Genomic DNA, 19,751 nt, shown 5'->3' on the forward strand with positions numbered 1-19,751 from the left:
CGCTATGGGTCGAACTGGTGACGAGAGAACAGAACTAGCCTGACGGTGCCTGATACACCTCGGCGTCGATGTGGATCAGCGTCTACCAGACATGTACGCAGCTCCTTTCAACTTCATCCCTCCGGACGGTGGCGCACGATCTCCTCAACCTCGATGGGATCATCCGCACTTTTGGTGCAGTTCAGTGCTTCCGGCCTCGCCATCTCTGCTTGGTTCGTTCAGGCGGCTGCCACGTTCAGGCGGCTTCGCAACAGCTCGTATCCGGCCCTCCGTACATTTGACGCTTGGGTGTCTTTGAGGCGGTTTATGCGGCCTCCACGCAGTCTTGGTTTTCAGCGAGTGGAGGCCGCCGCAATGGCTTCACTGCCCTCTGGGCCTTTCATCACGTGAAGCGCCTGCATCACGTAGCTCATGGGGACGCCTTAACGAAGACGAGGCGTGACAACCCTGATGACTCCCTGAAGGCCTGCTTCACAGTACGGAAGAATTCGCTCATCAGATCCAAGCCGCGCTCCAGCAGGAGGCGGTCGACCGAGAAGAGCATCTTTTGTGGGGGCGGGCGCCGAGGAAGCCCGCTATGGCCTGATTAGCAATCTGAAGGGCTTCATCGACGGTCTTGCCGGCGATGAGTTCGGCAAACGCCGAGTAGGCGGTGATACCGAACTGGCGCGAAGGTTTTTCTTGCCAACGCACGCCGGCGCTTAGACCTTCAAAGCCACAAGTTTCTAAGGGTCCCATGAAGATACGGATCTGGTCGAGTCGTCTGGACCCCGCGCGCCTCGCCGATACGGCTGGTCAAGCGGCAAGCGGGTTTGTCCGTCCAACGGGCCCACTAATGACCATTGGCATGAGGAACTGGGCTCATGGGTTCTGGTCACTGAGCGCTAGTATAAAGGGCTTCCTTTTAAGGTAAAGGGGCCAGTTTGTTCAGTGTTTCGGCCAAAGACTCCTCGAATGCTTCAAGGCCTTGGATTAGTGTCTCAGAGTCGATCGTAAGTGCAGGCAAAAATTTTATGACCTGACCAACGGGTCCGCATCGTTCGATGATCAATCCCTTCTCGAACGCCGTGTGTGCCGTAGCCTCTGCGATTTCGGCCATTTGGCAATCAAATCCCAGCGCCATGCCCCGCCCTCGAACAGCAAAACTGTTTCCATGCTTGAGTGAAATGGCATCAAGCCGGCGCCGCATAAGTTCTCCCGTGCGATGAACACTCTGCGAGAAAATCTGATTCCGCCAATAGATGTTTATAGCTGCGGTTGCAGATACAAGTGCAAGGTTGTTTCCTCGAAACGTGCCGGTGTGTTCTCCTGGCTGCCATGCGTCGACCTCCTCTTTAATCAACAATACGGATAGTGGCAGACCGTATCCACTTACCGATTTCGATAATACGACAATATCTGGCGACAACCCCGCGAATTCGAAACTAAAGAATTCGCCCGTGCGGCCGCAACCCATTTGGACGTCATCAACTATGAAAAGGGCATCAGTTTCTTTTGCTATGGCTTGAATTGATTGCAACCATTCCTTGTTAGCTACGTTTATACCCCCCTCGCCCTGCACAGATTCGACGAGAATGGCAGCTGGAGAATCAATGCCACTGCCCATGTCCAGCAATACCTTTCGCATGTAGTCAGCCGTGTCGACAGCTGGCCCAAAGTAGCCGTCATAGGGCATGAAAGTGACCCCAGACAGAGAAACCCCGCTGGCTTTGCGATGAAAACGATTACCGGACGCAGCAACCGCTCCTAAACTCAGACCATGATATCCATGCGTGAACGAAATAATATTTTGACGTCCTGTGACTTTGCGTGAGAGCTTTAAAGCTGCCTCAATAGCATTAGCACCTGTTGGCCCCGTGAATTGGAATCGGTATTTCAAGCCCCGTTCCCTAAGTATGACAGAGCTGAAGGTCTCCATAAATTTGAGTTTTGCAGGAGTGGCCATGTCAAGCCCATGAACCACAGCATCCGACGCCAGGTACTCCGTAATAGCCGCTTTGATCCCATGGTTGTTGTGGCCGTAGTTCAGTGCTCCAGCACCAGCGAAAAAATCAATGACCTTTCGACCATCCTCCGTCAACATAATGGAGCCGCGCGCTCGACTGAAAAAAGTCGGAAAGGAACGTGAGTATAACCGGACGTTTGATTCTAGGGTGCCGAAAGCCTGCATATTACGTGATCGGCCAATCGCTCCACACATGGTCATTTCCTTCGCAAGTAACTGGTTAAACAAGCAAGCACGCTTTTACAGATTGCGAATTGACACAATTGGAACGTGCCGCGCCCCTCAGTGGGGCTTGTCGCCCGGTCGTCCTACCCAGAACGGCTCTGTTAACCTACTCTGGCAACCGGAACGAACGAACCTACTAACATTGGTAGTTCTCCGCAATTCAGAGTCAGGCACGCCGCGATCGGAGTACGCCCCTCGATTTTGAAGGTCAGAGCAGATCGAGTTGTGACGGAATCGTTGGGGATTTGACCTGCCACGGAATTTTCAGTCCGGCGGCGATTAGAGCCTCGGCCACTTCTGGTACGCCGTAGGGCGCGGGTTGAGCAACCGGCGAAGACGCGGAGCCTGCGATAAGCGCAGCGTCGGAACCGGTTGCGGTGATGACCTCGGCATAGGCCGCCGGGGTCTGGTAGCCGAGCGAGGAATGCGGTCCTCACGGTGTTGAACAACTCAGCGACGGAACACCCACGGGACCGACCAACGCGAGCTTTTTTATCCATGGCATCCCTGGGCTGAGCGGCAAGTCTTTATCCATGAAGTGATCGAGAAGGGTGACGCGTCGGTCTTCCGCTGCACCCTTTCTGACCAGCCATTGCACCGGTGGTTGGAGGTTCCGACGTGGATGTTCGATCGAGCCCCAGCGCGAGCTGGCGTATCACTACTGCTCCGCACGCCGACCTTGCCGCGCTTGGCGCCCTGGCGGCACTGCTCCGGGATACGGGTGCGCCATCGCAATCGCAGGAGATGGGCGCAGCATTGGGCTCTCACGACGCGAATCGGGGAGATGTCCATGCCGCGCCAGCCCACGACATACCAGTTCGATCTGTTCTCGAAGCTGAACGACGCCGAGACGGTGCAGACGCCGCAATGGCAGGCGCTGCCCGCCGAGACGCGCCGATCAGTGACGAAGCTGATTGTCAGCCTGATTCTCGATCACGTCGACGGCGACCGCTCTCCCGGACGGGAGGAGGTGCGTCATGATGGCATGAGAAGATCAGACCGCACCATCTGGAGCGCAAGGCGATCCTGTATGTGTGGCAGTCGTCAGCCCATCAGGTCCTGCACAATCGCGAGAGCAGCGCCTGCAATATGCGATGCGCGCCTGACGTCGCTCGGTTGGTCTCGCATCGACCCGATAGATGATGATCTCGGACGTTCGGCCTGACGCCGGGCCCAAGCATCTGATGGAGAACAGCCATGGAAGAATATATCGGTCTCGACGGTGCGCCGTGACGGCGCGGGGGGTGAACATGGAATAGCCACCTCTCAAGCTTGCTGATTTTCGACCGGCGGCTGCAATGCCGCCCCGCCTACAGGAGCATTAGGCGGAAGGGGGCCGAGAAGCTCAACCGGGCGTCGCGGGTTGGGTGTCATAAGCAGATCGGCCTGAACTGTACCGGGTGCGGACCATCGGCCGCAGGCCGGGCTACCACAATGTCTATGGCGAGAAACTAAGTGAGCGCTGGAAGCCTCGGATTCAACCGGTAACGCCTCCAAGTCGCGCGATGGCGTGGGAGGTAAGAAGCGATCAGACGCGGTGGGCTCATCGATCTCCACTGCTGGGTGCGCGGAACGCACCCGAGACGGGGAGGCTCTCACGGCCCTGTCTCCTGTATCGCCTGGGGTAAAGGTCACCGCCTATGGGTATGAAGGTTGGAAATCGGAACACGGGAACTCGGATCGTCTGCCCGGTATGGAACTGGGCTCGCCGCGACGGCCGGAGATGGACGACAGGGCGGAGCTTCCGTAGTAGTCGGAGCGTGGGAAAGCCGTGCACAGGGCGAAGGGAAGCAGGAAGACGGTAGACTTGCATGACGGAGGAGTGATCTGTGGACATGGATCACCAGACCGACGAGGCCTGGCGTACTCGGCGTTCAGCGCAAACTCTATCAGTGGAGTAAGGCAAATCCCGAAGACGCGTGGCGGGACATGTGGGGTTGGGTCACCGACCTGCGCGTGCTGCGTCACGCCTGGCAGCGCGTAGCCTCCAATCGAGGCCGACGCACGGCTGGGATCGACGGGATGACCGTGGGCCGCATCCGGAATGGGATCGGTGAGCAACGCTTCCTCGAAGGGCTTCAGGCCGAGTTGCGCTCCGGCGCATACCGACCAAGTCCCGCGCCGCGCAAGCTCATCCCCAAGGCCGGCAAACCAGGGCAATTCCGACCCCTGGGCATTCCCACGGTCAAGGATCGCGTCGTCGCTGGCGAAACTGGGTCCTCATCTGCGCCCGCCACGCTGCTCATTTTCTCAATGCCTTTGCCTTGCTTCTATCGGTCCCCCGTTGGCTTGCATGATCCCGGCGCGACGGCCTTGGGCAGGTGATAGGATCAGGTTCATCTTTTCCCAGGCCCCGCATGCTGTCTTTTGCGCGACCACCTATTGGTTACTTGTTCCGGAAGGGAAGGTCTGATGAGGCATCCATATCGACCCTTCGAACCTTCCGCGGCTCGCGCCGAAAGTGAGCTGTGATCAGCGCCGAAGGATTGATCCCGATCGACTCTCCAGACGTGAACCGTACACATGATTTGCCCGCAATATGAAAGAGAGGAGCGGGCTCGATCGGCACCGGCAATGCCCCCTCTGATGTTATGAATTTCCCAATAAAGTCATTCGTTTCATGGCGATCAGCTTCGGGGGCAACCTTTGCGTTGATTCACAACCCGCGACATTCTGGGGGCGCGGAAATGACTGAACTGTCATCTAAGCATTTTATGCCGCGCGCGCCGGACGTTTCCCAAGATCCTTCAGGATTTCCCGCGCCGCGTTGTGGCCGGGCACGCCGGAGACGCCACCTCCGGGATGGCACGACGCTCCGCATTGATAGAGTCCTCTGATCGGCGATCGATAGTCCGAATAGTGAGGCACGGGCCGCATGANGCACGACGCTCCGCATTGATAGAGTCCTCTGATCGGCGATCGATAGTCCGAATAGTGAGGCACGGGCCGCATGAAGAACATCTGATCAAGGGACATGTCCCCGTGATTGATATGGCCGTTAGGGATGTTGAGCTGCTCCTCGATATCCTTGGGCAGGAGGAGCTGCGTATCGATCACACCGTCGGAAAACCCGGGTGCGAAGTGGTCGATGGTATCGAGCACAGACTTCAGGAATCTCGGGCGCTCCTGTCCCCAAGAGCCGTTCGTCAATTCATATGATGTATGTCCGCCATAGATTTGAACAATATGCTTTCCTTTCGGGGCCAGGCTAGGTTCGAGGACTGTTGGGATCGTCATGATCATGGACGGTCGCGAAGAATACCAACCGGGTTTTGCCTCTTCATAGGCCTGTTCGAGATATCCCATGTCGGGAGCGATCTGGACGATCGGCGGGCTGTCCATGCCCGCGTCCTGTTTATTGAAAGATGAGAACTGCGGAGCTTTCTCACATGCAATATTCAACTTGAACGCGGCCCCGTTGGCGATGCCGGAGACGAATTCGTCGTCCGTGAACAATGAAGGCAGATCAGGCTGCGACAGGTTTTGTCGGGCAACTTAGCGCCGCGATGAGCAGCCACAAAAGCTGCCTGAACCAATTTTGCGGCAGCGAGAAGTTGTAGCCGGCGGCGGCCAGGATGGCGTTGACGGCGTCGCCTTGCTCGCCTGCGAGATATTTGCGGACCATTCGGTGCTCGGCCTTGATGTGGCCGACCGGCTCGATCGCGGAGCGGCGGCGCATCTGGCGCTTGATGGCCGGCGTGACGCGGCGCTTTTGCCCGGCGGTGAAGACCCTGAACTTGTTGCTGTCGGGCGCGTTGTGGCCGCGATAGCCTGCATCGGCGAGGATGTGGCCGATCTCGCTGCCGATGGTCTTCTCCATGTCGGGGATAATCGCTGCCAGCGTATGGCCGTCATAGGGATTGCCCGGCAGTGCTTTCGCGTCCAGGGCGAATTGGCCGCCTTTTGAGCGCTGCAGCGTCGTAGCCAGCGAGACCTTGATGCCTGGTAGAGCGGCCATTTGAAGATCGTCTCGAACTCCTCTTTGCCGGCAATCTGGCGGGAGATGTGTAACCTGAAACCTTTCGAAGCGATCCAGAGGGTTCGCTGAAGCCGCCATATTCCTCCGAAAACGGCAACGCCAGGAGACCGAGCTCAGCATGGCGTTCCCACATCGCCTCGCTGAAGCCGGGGTCCTCACCTCCGTACTTGCGGCGATCGCCGAAGCCATAACTGTCGAGCATAAGTCGCTCGACGCTTTCCGTTAGGAGCCGTTGCTCTTCCGATAGATCGAACTTTACTGCAAATATCTCCCGAAATTTACGCGCTGCCAGTGACCACGATGCATCAAAGGCCGAGGATCGCTTCGGCGATNACTGCAAATATCTCCCGAAATTTACGCGCTGCCAGTGACCACGATGCATCAAAGGCCGAGGATCGCTTCGGCGATGATGTTCTTCTGAATTTCACCGACACGCTGAACCTGGCGCTCACAGCATCGGGCTGCGATAGCGCGACGGTGTATCAGCGGCCGCGGCTGCTCTCCGACAACGGTCCGTGCTACGTGGCCGGCGGCCTGGCCGACTGGCTCTCGGATCAAAACATGGAGCATACCCGTGGCGCGCCCAGCCATCCCCAGACCCAGGGCAAGATCGAGCGCTGGCATCAGACGTTGAAGAACCGTATTCTGCTCGAAAACTACTTCCTGCCCGGCGATCTCGACAGGCAGATCGCCGCCTTCATCGAGCACTACAATCACCGGCGCTACCACGAAAGCCTCGACAATCTCACCCCGGCCGACGTCTACTGCGGGCGCGGCCACACCATCCTGTTGCAACGAGAAAGGATCAAGCGAAAGACCATTGAACAACGGCGCTTGCTACACCGAAGAGACGCCGCTTAAAATGACAACCGAGATGCGCCAGAGCCTCCGCTAAATCAGAGCGCCAGTTGTCTCAAATTCCCTGACGACCGCCTCGGCCCTGAGGATGACGAGTCTGGGCCGTATCCAAGGGCATGCCCGACCTCGCTCGTGACCAATATGAAGGCGTTGCACCGAACGGTGCCGCTGCATGATGTCTCAATGTCGAGATTCATAGCAAACAAAAAGCTGTCGCCATTGAACGAAACTGTCGCGAGACGGACAGACGAACTTTGGCCGAAACGTTTGCTTTTCGTCCTCAGCTTGACGCAGACAAAATAGGGAAGGAAGCGCGAACAAAGGTCCGCCGGCACATTTGAGCGTCGAGCCGCAGCTGGGTTGTCAGGATGGCACGCCATTTGCACAGCCAACTCTAGAAGCCTGTCTGGCGGCAAGCCCACAACTAGCGGAGGTGACCATGATGATTGGTACAGAATCTTGAATGGGGTCATTTCGGCGATAAGCCGCAACGCTTGAATCCGGTTCTGGAAAACGCGCTTAAACGAAAAGATGATGATCATGCATAAACTCGAGCGACTTCTGCGTCCGAGATCGATCGCTGTATTCGGCGGCAAACAGGCGGCTCGTGTCGTCACTCAGTTGAGCAGGATTGGTTTTTCTGGCGAAATTTGGCCTGTGCATCCAAACAAGGCTGATGTTGATGGCTACAAGGCATACCGTTCAGTCGCCGAATTGCCCGGTGCTCCTGATGCTGCTTTTGTGGGTGTCAATCGTCACCTCACGGTCGACGTTGTGAAGGCTTTGGCCGAGCGTGGCACCGGTGGGGCGGTTTGCTATGCAGCAGGATTTCTAGAGACCGGCGCATATGACGCGGACGGTGAGAGGTTGCAGGCCGAACTCGTTGCCGCAGCCGGCCAGATGCCGATTATCGGCCCGAACTGCTATGGCCTTATCAACTATGCTGACGGTGCGCTTCTGTGGCCTGACAACCATGGCGGTGTCAAACTGGCAAAAGATGGCAGGGGTGTCGCCATTGTCACGCAGTCCTCTAGTGTAGCTATCCACATAACCATGCAGAAGCGCGGTCTTCCGCTCGCCTTCTTGATGACGGCCGGCAACCAGGCGCAGACCGGCCTTTCAGAAATGGCGCTGGACCTGATCGAGGACAAGCGCGTCACCGCACTTGGCCTACACATCGAGGCTTTTGACTCGGTCGCCGGCTTCGAGAGGCTAGCGGCAAGAGCCCGCGAGCTGAAGAAGCCGATCATCGCCATGAAGGTCGGGCGCTCAGAACAGGCACGGCAGGCAACAGTGTCGCACACCGCCTCGCTCGCCGGCTCGGATGCTGCTTCCGACGCCTTCCTGAAGCGACTCGGCATCGCGCGCGTTGATTCCATCCCAGCCTTTATCGAGGCGTTGAAGCTCCTACACATAACCGGCCCGCTGCCAGGCTGCAGGCTATCGTCGATGAGCTGTTCGGGCGGCGAGGCCTCCATAATGGCCGACAGCGCTGAAGGGCGCTCGGTGCATTTCCCAGTGCTGGCAGCTGACCATCGTGCCCGTGTGAAATCGACTCTCGGGCCCCTAGTGGCGGTTGCCAATCCGCTCGACTACCATACCTTCATCTGGAACGACGAACCGGCAATGACGGCCACTTTCTCCGCCATGGTGTCCGGCGGCTTCGACCTCAACATTTTGGCGATCGATTTTCCGCGTCGCGACCGCTGTTTGGATGTCGACGAGTGGGGCCTGGCAACATTGCGTTCCTTTGAAGCCGCGCTCAAGACCAACAAGGCGAACGGCGCCATTGTTTCTTCCATACCCGAGAACTTGCCGGAGGAGCATGCAGACCGACTGATCGTTCGTGGCGTCGCGCCATTGTTCGGTATCCCGGAAGCTATGGATGCCGCACAGGCCGCAGCCTTCATCGGCAACGCTTGGCGCGAACCGCTCGCGCAGCCAGTCGACACCACGGCTGTCGGAAGATCCGGCACCAAGCGCTTCACACCCGACGAAGCTGAAGGCAAAGAGAGGCTGATCAAAGCCGGCCTGCCGGTACCGAAGGGCGAGCGTGCGAACAACGCGGTCGAGGCAGCTAGCTTATCCCAGGCGCTCGGATTTCCTGTGGCGCTGAAGGCGCTGGGCGTCGCCCACAAGTCGGAAGTGGGCGCGGTGCGGCTGAACCTGAAGGATACTGAATCCGTCAGCAATGCCGCACATGACCTCCTGCCGCTCGGCACTGGCCTCTATGTCGAGCACATGGTGCGAGACGGTGTCGCCGAGTTGATCGTCGGATTCAGCCGTGACCCGAAGTTCGGCGCGGTGATGACGCTCGGCACCGGGGGCGTGCTGGTCGAGCTTTTGCGCGACAGTGTGATCCTGATGCTGCCGGCGACGCGCGACGACATCGAGGCGGCGCTGCGTGGATTGAAGTTCTACCCACTGTTGGAGGGCTATCGCGGCCGACCGAAGGCGGATGTCAGGGCCGCCATCGACGCCATCGCCGGCATTGCCGACTTCGTGCAGAAGAATGCCGATGAGATTGAGGAACTCGACATCAATCCGCTGATCGTCTGCGCCGAAGGCAATGGCGCCTGGATCGCGGATGCCCTGCTGGTGCTTGGAGAAAAGAAGAATGGCTGACGTCATCACTACCCGCCGCGAAGGGGTGATCCTCGAAGTCACTCTCGACCGGCCCAAGGCCAACGCCATCGACCCGCGAACGTCCCGCCTGATGGGTGAAGCGTTTATGGCGTTCCGCGACGACCCGGAACTTCGCGTCGCCATTTTGAAGACCGCCGGCGACAAATTCTTCTGTGCCGGCTGGGACCTCAAGTTTGGTGCAAGCGGCGATACCGATTGCGACTATGGCGTCGGCGGCTTCGGCGGGCTGCAGGAACTGCGCGACTTGAACAAGCCGGTGATCGCCTGCGTCAACGGCATGGCGGTGGGCGGCGGCTTCGAGCTGGCGCTCTCCTGCGACCTCATCTATGCCTCGGACCATTCTTCCTTCGCGCTGCCCGAGATCCGCGCCGGCACGCTAGCCGGCGCAGCCACCATCAAACTGCCGAAGCGCATCCCATACCATGTCGCCATGAACCTCCTGCTCACCGGCCGCTGGATGGACGTGGCCGAGGCGCATCGCTGGGGCCTGGTCAACGAGGTGCTGCCCAAAGAGAAGCTTGAAGACCGCGTCTGGGAAATCGCGCGGCTTTTAGCCGGGGGCCCGCCGCTGGTCTTCGCCGCGATCAAGGAGACGGCGCGCGTGGCGGAAGCCCTCAGCTTCCAGGACGCGATAAACCGCGTGAAAAGCAATCAGCTCGTGACGGTCGACAATCTTCATCGGTCAGAGGACAAACTTGAAGGTCCCCGTGCCTTTACCGAAAAGCGTAATCCCGTCTGGAAGGAAAAATAATGGTCATTGCCGCAATACTTATCTCCAGACGATTTCCCCCACGGGAAGGGAAGCGGCAGCTTGGGCAACGGCAACTCTTGTTTAGCAATGGAGTATAGCCCCATGGATCTTATGTTCACAGAAGGTGATTGGGCTTTCCGGGAGGAGGTGCGCAGGTTCTTATCTGACAATACGATCCCGGAAATACGCCGAAAATTGGCCGAAGGCTTAAAATTGTCGAAAGACGAGATCGCGGTTGGAACGCGGAACCTTTACAAGAAAGGTGTGCCAACTTGGCCTCAGGAATATGGAGGCACGGGGTGGACCCTCGTGCAGCAGTACATCTTCGAAGAAGAGGTGCGGGCCTTTCCAGCACTAGTCAAGTTCGGTATGGGTGAGGACTTGGTAGGTCCAGTCATCTACACCTTTGGCAATCTGGCGCAGAAACAGTACTATTTGCCCCGCATCGCTAACGCAACTGATTGGTGGTGCCAAGGCTTTTCGGAACCGGGAGCTGGCTCCGACTTGGCCTCACTCAAGACACGGGCAGTTCGCCATGGCGACCATTACGTCGTCGATGGCCAGAAGATCTGGACATCATCGGCGCACTACGCCGACTGGATCTTTTGTCTGGTAAGGACCAATCCAGATGTGAAAAAGCAGCAAGGCATCTCTTTCCTTCTCATCGACATTAAGTCGCCGGGCGTCACTGTGCGCCCGATCCACCTGATCAATGGCGGTCACGAAGTCAGTGAGGTATTCTTTGATAATGTTCATGTGCCGGTCGAGAATCTAGTTGGGGAAGAGAACAAAGGGTGGAGCTACGCGAAGTATCTGCTTAGTAAAGAGCGGTTCGGCGATGCTGGCGTAGGCATTTCCAAGGAGCGTATGCGGCGGGCGCTGGAACTTGCGGCGCAGACCTATGTTGGCGGCGAGCGACTTATTGATCAACCCTCTTTTCGTGAAAAGGTCGCCGAACTCGAAGTTCAGTTGAAAGCACTTGAGATCACTCAACTCCGCGCAATCGCAAATGCGCCAAAGCAGCAACAAGGAGTACAGGATCCCGCAAGTTCCATCCTAAAGCTGAGGGGCTCGGAAGTTGAGCAGGCCGCCGCGGAGCTTCTAATGGCTGTGATGGGACCTAACGCATTGCCTTACATCCCGGACGAGGAGCTTGGGAGCCGCAACGAGCCGCCAATCCTCCCGCGATGGGCCTCGAAGATCGCCCCCACCTATTTTTATAGCCGTGCGGCGTCGATCTATTCGGGATCCAGTGAAATTCAGAAGAACATCATCGCCGAAGCGATCCTCGGCCTTTGATGCATCGTGGTCACTGGCAGCGCGTAAATTTCGGGAGATATTTGCAGTNATCGCCGAAGCGATCCTCGGCCTTTGATGCATCGTGGTCACTGGCAGCGCGTAAATTTCGGGAGATATTTGCAGTGAAGTTCGATCTATCGGAAGAGCAACGGCTCCTAACGGAAAGCGTCGAGCGACTTATGCTCGACAGTTATGGCTTCGGCGATCGCCGCAAGTACGGAGGTGAGGACCCCTGCTTCAGCGAGGCGATGTGGGAACGCTATGCTGAGCTCGGTCTCCTGGCGTTGCCGTTTTCGGAGGAATATGGCGGCTTCAGCGGCGGTCCGATCGAAACAATGATCGTGATGGAGGCTTTCGGCAAGAGCTTGATCTTAGAGCCTTATCTCGCAACGGTAGTCCTTGCCGGTGGTTTGCTTCGCCGTGGTGGGAATGAAGCACAAAAAACAGAGCTAATCCCCCTGATTGTGAACGGTAGAGCCAAACTAGCCTTTGCATATGCCGAGCCACAGTCGCGCTATGATCTTTTCCACGTTGAGACACAAGCAAAGAAGCAAGGTACCTTTTGGGCTCTAAGCGGGGTCAAGACTCTCGTCCTTCACGGCGACGTGGCCGATAAGATAATAGTCTCGGCCCGGACAGCCGGAGGCACTCGCGAGAAGAATGGGATCGGGCTCTTCCTCGTTGACGTTCATGCGCCGGGCCTCACTCGCCGCCCCTTCCTGACACAGGATGGTCTGCGCGGGGTGGAAATTGCACTGAAGAATGTACGCGTTGATGAGAGTAATTTGATTGGCGACCCAGAAGGGGCGTTCCCAGTTATCTCGAGGGTGGCTGATGAGGCTGTCACTGCACTCTGTGCAGAAGCCGTTGGCTGCTTCACAAAAATGCAGGCTATCACTCTCGGTTACCTCAAGACGCGTGAACAGTTCGGAACGAAGATCGGCAGCTTTCAGGTGCTGCAGCATCGTGCTGTCGACATGCTTGTGGAGTTGGAGCAATCTCGATCGATGACCCTGTACGCCGCAATGATAGTGGGCGAAGACAACACGATTGAGCGCGAGCGCGCAGTTTCGGCGGCAAAGGTTCAGATCGGTCGGTCATCCAAAGCCATAGGCCATCAGTCAATCCAACTTCATGGCGGCATCGGAATGACGATGGAATATAGCATAGGTCACTACTTCAAGCGCGTCGTGATGATCGACACGCTTTTTGGTGATGCAGATCATCACCTGAGGCGACTGGCGGCACTTGGAGGGCTAAGGAGCGAGGCCATGAACTGAGCCCAAGTGGCATGGCGCGAGTGAAGCGGTTAAATCGAGAGGAAACATGGCAACGTCAGAGGCAAACTCTTTTCGGCGCAGGAAATCGACACGGGGCCTGCATCAGGCGCACTAGATGGACGGCGTAAATAGCTGAGGCCGTGCAGCCCCGAAGTCCCACGGCAAGAACTCGTCGACTCGATTGATCGGCCAACCCCGCGCGATGCGCTCGAGGGTGCGTGAGCCAGGCGCTCGCCAAGTTCGGCGGTCGGCATAGACCGCCGAATTGGTCGTTGACACTCGGCGCAGTTCTCACCCTCAAACGGCGGTAAGGAATTCCAAGCCGGTCGTTTGGTCGAAATCGTTCGGCCTTGACGCGTTCTACGGCTTCAGCTTGGCGAGTGCGAATTCTTTCAGTTCAAGATATGCGTGAAGATAGGTCAGCGTGGTTCCCCGTCTCATGGCCCGCGACTGTGCGGTGTCTGCAACGCAGCTCGCTTTATCGGAAGCTGATTCACGGCCCCTATCGCGCGTTTTCAAGAGTTTACGCGGCGAGATTGTCGGACAAGGCTTTGCTCGGCAGTGCATCTGGCGATCACTAAGCCTGTTTCGCGAGCTGATGGACTGGCATGTTGGCAACGGGCACGATCCGCAGGATTTAAGCGAAGTTCACGTCGACCGGTTCTTGAGCACCGTTCCAAACACTGGAGCCTCGACTCGGGCGACCGATCGGCGCTCCGGCGCTTGCTTTCCGCATTGCGGGAAGAAGGCTTAATACCAGCCGCCCTTCCGATTGAGCGCACGGAGCACGAGGCAGATTGTTGATGTGTTCGCGGCTTACCTCACCAAAGAGACAGGGCTCGCTGCCTCGACGGTGGAAAGCCACAAGCTGCTGTCACGCCGATTTCTACAGGAGGTCTGTCCGGCTGGGGCAGATGGGTTTGCAGCGCTCACCCCGGAGATCGTCATCGGTTATGTCGAGCGACATGCTCTCGATGGCTCCGCCGACAGCAGCAAGGCGATTGCGGGGTGGTGCGCGCCTTCCTGCGCTATTTTGTAAAAGTTTAAACTTTATCTGACAGACGGTGTCCTAGGCTGAAGCTTGAGCCGAGGCCGGGCGCGGAGTGGTCAGGGTTCGCAGCGCNACGATCTGGAGACGATGAAGAAGCGGCTGAAGGCGCTGGAGGCGAAGGTCGCCCAAGACGGTATCGTGCTCACCGAGAGCCAATTGGCGGCACTGGAAAAAGGCCAAGCTGGACAAGGAGTGTCAATGACCGTGGAATCGGGACCCCGCATTTTCGCGCAAAAGGGACCCCGGTTGGGTGGCGAAGGGCACGCCGATGAGCGGCCGATCAGGCGAAGCTGGTCGGGGTTGCGCAGCCTGATCGGGCGCGGCTGATTGGCTTTTCGGCTTTAGCTTTGAGACCGGCTCTTGAAGCGCCAAGATTCGTTTCCGGTCTCAACGATCTCGCAATGATGCGTAAGGCGATCGAGCAGCGCGGTCGTCATCTTGGCGTCGCCAGCGAAGACGCTCGGCCATTCGCCGAAGGCGAGATTAGTGGTGACGATGATCGAGGTGCGCTCGTAGAGCCTCGAAATCAGATGGAACAGCAACTGCCCGCCGGCCTGGGCAAAGGGGAGATAGCCGAGTTCGTCGAGCACGACGAAGTCCAGCCTGGTCAGGTGATCGGCGATGCGTCCCTGTCGGCCGGCACGGGTCTCGGTCTCGAGCCTGTTGACCAGATCGACGACGTCGAAGAAGCGACCGCGCGCACCATTGCGGATCAGCGCCCGGGCAATGGCGATGGCCAGATGCGACTTGCCGGTGCCTGTACCGCCGACCAGGACCACGTTGCGCTGATCGGCAACGAAGACGCCGCCAGCGAGGTCGCGGATCAGGCTCTCGTTGACCGGTGTGCCGGTGAAGTCGAAGTCGTCAATGTCCTTGGCCAGCGGCAGCTTGGCAACGGTGAGCTGGTATTTGATGGAGCGCGCCTGCTTCTCCGATATCTCGGCCTGCAGCAGATCGCCGACGATCCTCGGCGGCTGGTGCTGCCGCTTGATGGCGACGCCCATGATCTCGTCATAGGCCGCGCGCATTCCGAAGAGCTTCAGCGCTCCCATCAGTTCCAGAACCTCGGTGCGTTCCATGGCTGTTCGTTCTCCTGAGACTGTCATAGCGGGCGCAGTCGGCGATCGGCTCGTGAGCCAGCTTCAGCGCCTGGGGAATGGAAAGGATCGTGCCCGGCTCTGGATCGCGGCTGCGGGCCAGGATGTTGAGGATCACCGCCGCCGATGAGACGCCATGATCGAGGGCTTCCTGACAGGCCGCCTCGACCGCGTTCAATCCGTCGCTCAGCATGCAAGTGAGGATCGACACCATCTGCCGATCGCCGTCATCGGCGGCCTTGAGCTTGCGGCGCACTTTCTCCATGGCCGATGGCAGAACCCAGCCGCGGAACGGCGCGCCGTTGCGCAGTCCGCCGGGCTTGCGGGCCAGCACGGGCACATAGTGCCAGGGATCATAGATCACCTCGTTGCGACCGAAGCAGCGGGCATGTTCGCCGACCACCGCACCATCCTGGCGGATGACGATCCGATCGGCATAAGCATGGATCTCGACCGGTCGGCCGACGGCACTCGACAGGACGGAGTATTTGTTGTTGTCGAAGCGCACCGTGCAGGTCTTCGACACTGACGCGGGAATGCAATGGAAGCCGTCAAAGCGCCCGGCATAGGGGATGAAGCTGGCGCGTTCTTCCTCGAACACCTCCCACACCGTGCGCTCGCCCTGCTCGGGATGCCGGTGCGCCTTTGCATAGGCGACGCATTTGTCGGTCAGCCAGCCGTTCAGGTCCTCCAGCGTCTTGAAGCGCAGCCTCGGCGTGAAGAAGCGCTCGCGCACCAGCCCAACCTGGTTCTCGACCTGACCCTTCTCCCAGCCTGCCGCCGGCGTGCAGGCCTCCGGCTCGACAAGGTAGTGTCCCCTCATTTGCAAGAAGCGTCGATTGTAGCGTCGATCCCTGCCGATGAAGACCGCGTCCACCGCCGTCTTCATGTTGTCGTAGATGCCGCGCGTGCAGGTTCCCTTGAAGAAGGCGAACGCCCGGTCATGCGCGTCGAACACCATCTCCTGCGTCTCGCGCGGATAAGCCCTCACGAAGAACATGCGGCTGTGACAAAGGCGCATATGCGCGACCTTCACCGTGACAGTCACGCCGCCCAGCAGGACGATCTCGTGGCTCCAGTCGAACTGGTAGGCTTCACCCGGCGCAAAACTCAGCGGAATGTAGGCCTCGGCCGCAGCGCTGCCGCGATCCGCCTCCCAATTCTGTGCATGCCGCCACACCGAACTGTAGCTGCCGTCATAGCCGAGGCCGCGAAGCTCCTCGTAGATCCGGATCAGCGTCAGACGCTCCCGTTGAGACTTGGCCGCATTCACCGACAACAGGCGATCCAGTTCCTCGCGCCAGGCGCCCATCCGGGGATAGGGTTGATGCTTGCGCTCGTAGCGGAACTCCGTCTCGCTCGAACGCAGAATCTTGCGCACCACCTTCCGAGAGATCCCCAGTTCCCGGCAGATCGCCTTGATAGACTTCCCCTGAACGAGCGACAGCCGGCGTATCTTTGCAATTGTCTCCACAACTAACATCCAAAACACAAATGCCTCCGATCAAACCGGAGGCACTTTGAAGACCTCACCGTTAAGGGGTCCCGTTTGGACGCAAATCACCCCTCAAACGGGGTCCTCATTCCATGAAAAATCACAGGAGCAGGCCGTGTATCCGTCAACCTTGACTGGTATATTGGTCTGCGTCTGTACTGCTGGCTGCGTAAGAAACGCCCTAAAGCAGGGGTGCGTGAACTGTGGGGCTCCAAACAGCCCAGCAGTCGCTGCCCCACAAGACGGCTCTGGCGTGACGGCCCTGTTGAGCAACACTTACTTGGCTGGACACCCGTTGGCCGGCACCGCCTAGCCGCCTTGATGCACGGCGATGAGGTTTTGGCGGCCTGAAGCGGCGATGTGGCCGCTGTTGGGCGCTTTTCCGCGAACCTCGTCAGGCGCCGGCGGTGATCCGTCGTGATGGCAGGTGGGGTTTGCAGGTTGCGGTCGGCGGGTTCGTTTCGGGGCGTCTGCGCCCCATGGTTATGTCGCGAGCCGCGGAATGCGATCGAGGACGATGCGCAGGATGCGTTGGTCGGGGCAGGATGTCGGCAGGTGCAGGCGGATTTGCGTCTTCATCTCGACCACCCGCGCAGCGATCTTGATGAGGCGCAAACGCAGCGTGTCGAATTGCGCGACGGCAAAGCTGGAGCGTTTCGGCATCGCAGCGCGCAGGCCCCACATGAGCCAGTAGGCGCCGGCATGCAGGAACAGCCGGAACTGGTTGGCCGTCGCTCTTGTGCAGGACGTTCGGTCGGCGGCGAGATGCGTCTTCCAGGACTATGTGGTTCTCGGCCGCTCCGCGCCGGCAGTAGACATCCTCGTAGAGCGCCTTGGCCTTTCCACCGGCGAGGTTGGTGACGATGAAGCGGGTGTCAGCACCTTGGGCGCCGACCTCGACCCGCGCTATGATGCGCTCGACGCGGCTCCAGCTGGCGGCCCCATCCAGGAACTCCTTGAACCTGCGGACCTTGTTCGTCTTCGGTGACGCTTCAAAGCGCGCCGTCGTGCGGGCTTCCAGGTCCGCGACATGCTTGCGCAGGGTCGTGGTGGGCGGTACGCCGAGGATGAAGTCGACATCGTTGGCACGGCACCAGTCGATGATCTGCGGGCTGCAATAGTGACCGTCGGCCCGGATCAGGATCCGGATGTTCGGCCAGTTGCTCCGGATCGCCCGCACCAGGCGGCGCAGGTGAGCGCGGATCTCAGCCCCACTTGGCCGCTTGGCCGGTCGCAGGACAGCAGCCACGAACCGGCCGTCGCCATCGAACACAACGATCGGCTGGAAGCCGTACTCGTCGTGATGGGCATTGAAGAGGCGGAGCTGCTGGTTGCCGTGCACGGCGTCAAACGTGTCGTCGATGTCGAGCACGATCCGCTTCGGAATCTGCCGGAAGGAGGCGTAGTAGAGGTCGACCATCGTCCGGCCCATGGCGAGCAGCGAGCGCACATCGGGTAGGTTCTCCAGCCGACACATCGTCGATTGCGACGCCAGATCCCGACCCGAAGGGGGCGCATCCTGGGCCATCTTGAAGACCGGGTCGGAACGCAGCCGGTTGGCGTCGTTGCCATCCTCGTAACCGGCGGCGATCATCTTCATGCGGAAGCCGATCATATCTGCAAAGTTGTGGATGACCTGGTCCGGGCTGCGTGGATCATCGATGCAGCGCGCCAGACGGTCGGCCACCCGCAGTCGTTTCTCCACCTCTGCTAGAGCCAGAACGCCACTGTCCGACGACAGCATGCCGCCGTCGAAACGGGCGACGACGGACTTGCCGCCGACAGATGACAAGCCGCTCAGCGGCAGCGTAAGATCATTCATGGCGGGTGTGGTCTCCGGAAATGATTCGGATCGGCCTTAGCAACCAAATCCTACGTCATTTCAACGGGTTGAACCACATCCGCCAACCCACCGTGAATTTTTCAGGCTAGCATGGATGGGAACGCCTGACTTTGCCATGTCTTCTGGAGAGCCGGATGCGTAACGAAAGACGCACGTCCGGTTCGGCGAGAGGCGATGTGAAACCTGTCGTCGAAAGGCGGCAAGGCGCACATCGCCTACTCCACCCACCTACCTCAAGGTGCGCCGCGGCGGGCGCATCGTCTCGGTCCCCGTCATCATCGCCGTCGGCGTCAACAGTGACGGCCGGCGCGAGGTGCTCGGCATGGCGATCGGCACCTCGGAATCCTAACCGATCTGGACGGAGTTCCTGCGCAAGCTGAGACCGGGGTCGTAGCGATCGGGGTTGGTGACGGCGGCCTTGAGATTGTCGCAGACCACGAACTTCGGCACGCCGCCCAGAAAGGTGAAGAGGTTCGTGTGCACGCCGATCCAGTCAGGCAGGCTCTCGCTCGGGCACGCCTCGGCGTAGGTGTAGTTCGAGGCGCCCATCGCTGCGACGAACAGCTTCATGGGGTGCGCTTCGCCGGTGACGGGATCGAAGAGGTCGATGGTGTCGCCGGCGAAATCGACAAACACCTTCTCGCCGCCCAGGTGTGTCTGGCGCATCGTCGGGCGCGCGCGCTCTTTCCAGGCCTCGAAAGTCGTGCAAAACCAGGTATAGCCAAAGCCGTCGGGATTGGCGGCGCGATACTCCTCCCACAGCAGCACCCGCGTTACGCCGCGGCGGCGCAACTGCTTCTCCACATAGGCCCAATCGGGCACCGGCCGGCTGGGGCTTTGCGACGCCGCCTTCGGCGCCGGGAAGAGCAGCAGCTCGAGGCCTTCGTCATCCATCCCTTCCGGCAGCGGCCAACTCAGCCCGGCAAGACGGGCGCGCCGCAGATAACCATGCACGACGCCATTGCTCACCCCAAGCGTGTGCGCGATGGCGCGCTCGGTCAGGCCCTGGACATGCCTTAAACGTAAAACTTCTCTGATCCGGCGCATCGACAATCTCTGGGTTGGCATCAGGCTTCCTCGTTTTGAACGAGGCATCCTGTAGACTGGCTGAGTTGTCGGGCCGAAGCGCCCCGCACCTCCGAAAAGGTGCTCACGATCCGCTGAAATCGCTGCTCACGATCGTCTGAAATCGTTGCTCATGATCCCGTGAAATCCGTGCTCA

9 protein-coding genes and 7 pseudogenes are annotated in these 19,751 nt (G+C 59.2%); 8 read left to right on the plus strand and 8 right to left on the minus strand.

Annotation, left to right across the window (positions count from 1 at the left end):
• Positions 1-904 precede the first annotated feature (904 nt).
• Together ectB and X728_RS1000000171900 are read right to left on the minus strand one after the other, a co-directional pair.
• On the minus strand, positions 905-2,170 hold the full coding sequence (ectB, locus tag X728_RS137675) for a diaminobutyrate--2-oxoglutarate transaminase (protein ID WP_031196168.1): 1,266 nt from the start codon (positions 2,168-2,170) through the stop codon (positions 905-907).
• 328 nt (positions 2,171-2,498) lie between these two features.
• Positions 2,499-2,660 (minus strand): annotated as a pseudogene (locus tag X728_RS1000000171900) (IS3 family transposase); the annotation flags it as partial.
• 360 nt (positions 2,661-3,020) lie between these two features.
• Between X728_RS1000000171900 and X728_RS1000000171905 the strand changes: the two are divergent.
• Positions 3,021-3,395 (plus strand): hypothetical protein, encoded by a 375-nt coding sequence (locus X728_RS1000000171905; RefSeq protein WP_245266228.1) that lies wholly within the window; start codon positions 3,021-3,023, stop codon positions 3,393-3,395.
• Between the two features lie 2,301 nt (positions 3,396-5,696).
• Here the strand turns inward: X728_RS1000000171905 and X728_RS137660 are convergent.
• Both X728_RS137660 and X728_RS1000000172155 read right to left on the minus strand, forming a co-directional pair.
• A pseudogene (locus tag X728_RS137660) lies at positions 5,697-6,173 on the minus strand (IS5/IS1182 family transposase); the annotation flags it as partial.
• Positions 6,082-6,591 (minus strand): acyl-CoA dehydrogenase family protein, encoded by a 510-nt coding sequence (locus X728_RS1000000172155; RefSeq protein ID WP_280792318.1) that lies wholly within the window; start codon positions 6,589-6,591, stop codon positions 6,082-6,084. The pseudogene X728_RS137660 and the gene X728_RS1000000172155, both read right to left, overlap by 92 nt.
• A gap of 44 nt (positions 6,592-6,635) precedes the next feature.
• Between X728_RS1000000172155 and X728_RS137655 the strand changes: the two are divergent.
• The 6 genes and pseudogenes from X728_RS137655 to X728_RS1000000170700 all read left to right on the plus strand — a co-directional run.
• Positions 6,636-7,070, plus strand: a pseudogene (locus X728_RS137655) (integrase core domain-containing protein); the annotation flags it as partial.
• 537 nt (positions 7,071-7,607) lie between these two features.
• Positions 7,608-9,692, plus strand: a complete 2,085-nt coding sequence (locus X728_RS137650; protein ID WP_031196174.1) for an acetate--CoA ligase family protein — start codon at positions 7,608-7,610, stop codon at positions 9,690-9,692.
• A complete protein-coding gene (locus X728_RS137645; RefSeq protein ID WP_023833190.1) occupies positions 9,685-10,464 on the plus strand; it encodes a carnitinyl-CoA dehydratase in 780 nt (259 codons plus the stop codon). The genes X728_RS137650 and X728_RS137645 overlap by 8 nt, the downstream gene beginning before the upstream one ends.
• Before the next feature lie 102 nt (positions 10,465-10,566).
• Positions 10,567-11,763 carry an acyl-CoA dehydrogenase family protein gene (locus X728_RS137640; protein ID WP_031196176.1) on the plus strand — a complete coding sequence of 399 codons (1,197 nt, stop codon included), beginning with the start codon at positions 10,567-10,569 and terminating at the stop codon, positions 11,761-11,763.
• A gap of 122 nt (positions 11,764-11,885) precedes the next feature.
• On the plus strand, positions 11,886-13,043 hold the full coding sequence (locus X728_RS137635) for an acyl-CoA dehydrogenase family protein (RefSeq protein WP_023833192.1): 1,158 nt from the start codon (positions 11,886-11,888) through the stop codon (positions 13,041-13,043).
• A gap of 1,120 nt (positions 13,044-14,163) precedes the next feature.
• Positions 14,164-14,268, plus strand: a pseudogene (locus X728_RS1000000170700) (IS481 family transposase); the annotation flags it as partial.
• A gap of 167 nt (positions 14,269-14,435) precedes the next feature.
• Here X728_RS1000000170700 and istB read toward each other — a convergent pair.
• The 3 genes and pseudogenes from istB to X728_RS00725 form a co-directional block, all read right to left on the minus strand.
• Positions 14,436-15,173 (minus strand): IS21-like element helper ATPase IstB, encoded by a 738-nt coding sequence (gene istB / locus X728_RS137625; RefSeq protein WP_031196177.1) that lies wholly within the window; start codon positions 15,171-15,173, stop codon positions 14,436-14,438.
• Positions 15,106-16,674 (minus strand): IS21 family transposase, encoded by a 1,569-nt coding sequence (istA, locus tag X728_RS137620; protein WP_031196179.1) that lies wholly within the window; start codon positions 16,672-16,674, stop codon positions 15,106-15,108. Before istA (X728_RS137620) ends, istB begins: the two co-directional genes overlap by 68 nt.
• Before the next feature lie 495 nt (positions 16,675-17,169).
• Positions 17,170-18,508: pseudogene (locus X728_RS00725) on the minus strand (IS1380 family transposase).
• Positions 18,509-18,755: 247 nt separating this feature from the next.
• Here X728_RS00725 and X728_RS1000000169770 point away from each other — a divergent pair.
• Positions 18,756-18,875 (plus strand): annotated as a pseudogene (locus X728_RS1000000169770) (transposase); the annotation flags it as partial.
• A 29-nt stretch (positions 18,876-18,904) separates the two neighbouring features.
• Here the strand turns inward: X728_RS1000000169770 and istA (X728_RS137615) are convergent.
• Positions 18,905-19,597: pseudogene (istA, locus tag X728_RS137615) on the minus strand (IS21 family transposase); the annotation flags it as partial.
• Positions 19,598-19,751 lie beyond the last annotated feature (154 nt).

The sequence above is a fragment of the Mesorhizobium sp. L103C119B0 genome (assembly GCF_000502235.1).
GTDB lineage: Bacteria > Pseudomonadota > Alphaproteobacteria > Rhizobiales > Rhizobiaceae > Mesorhizobium.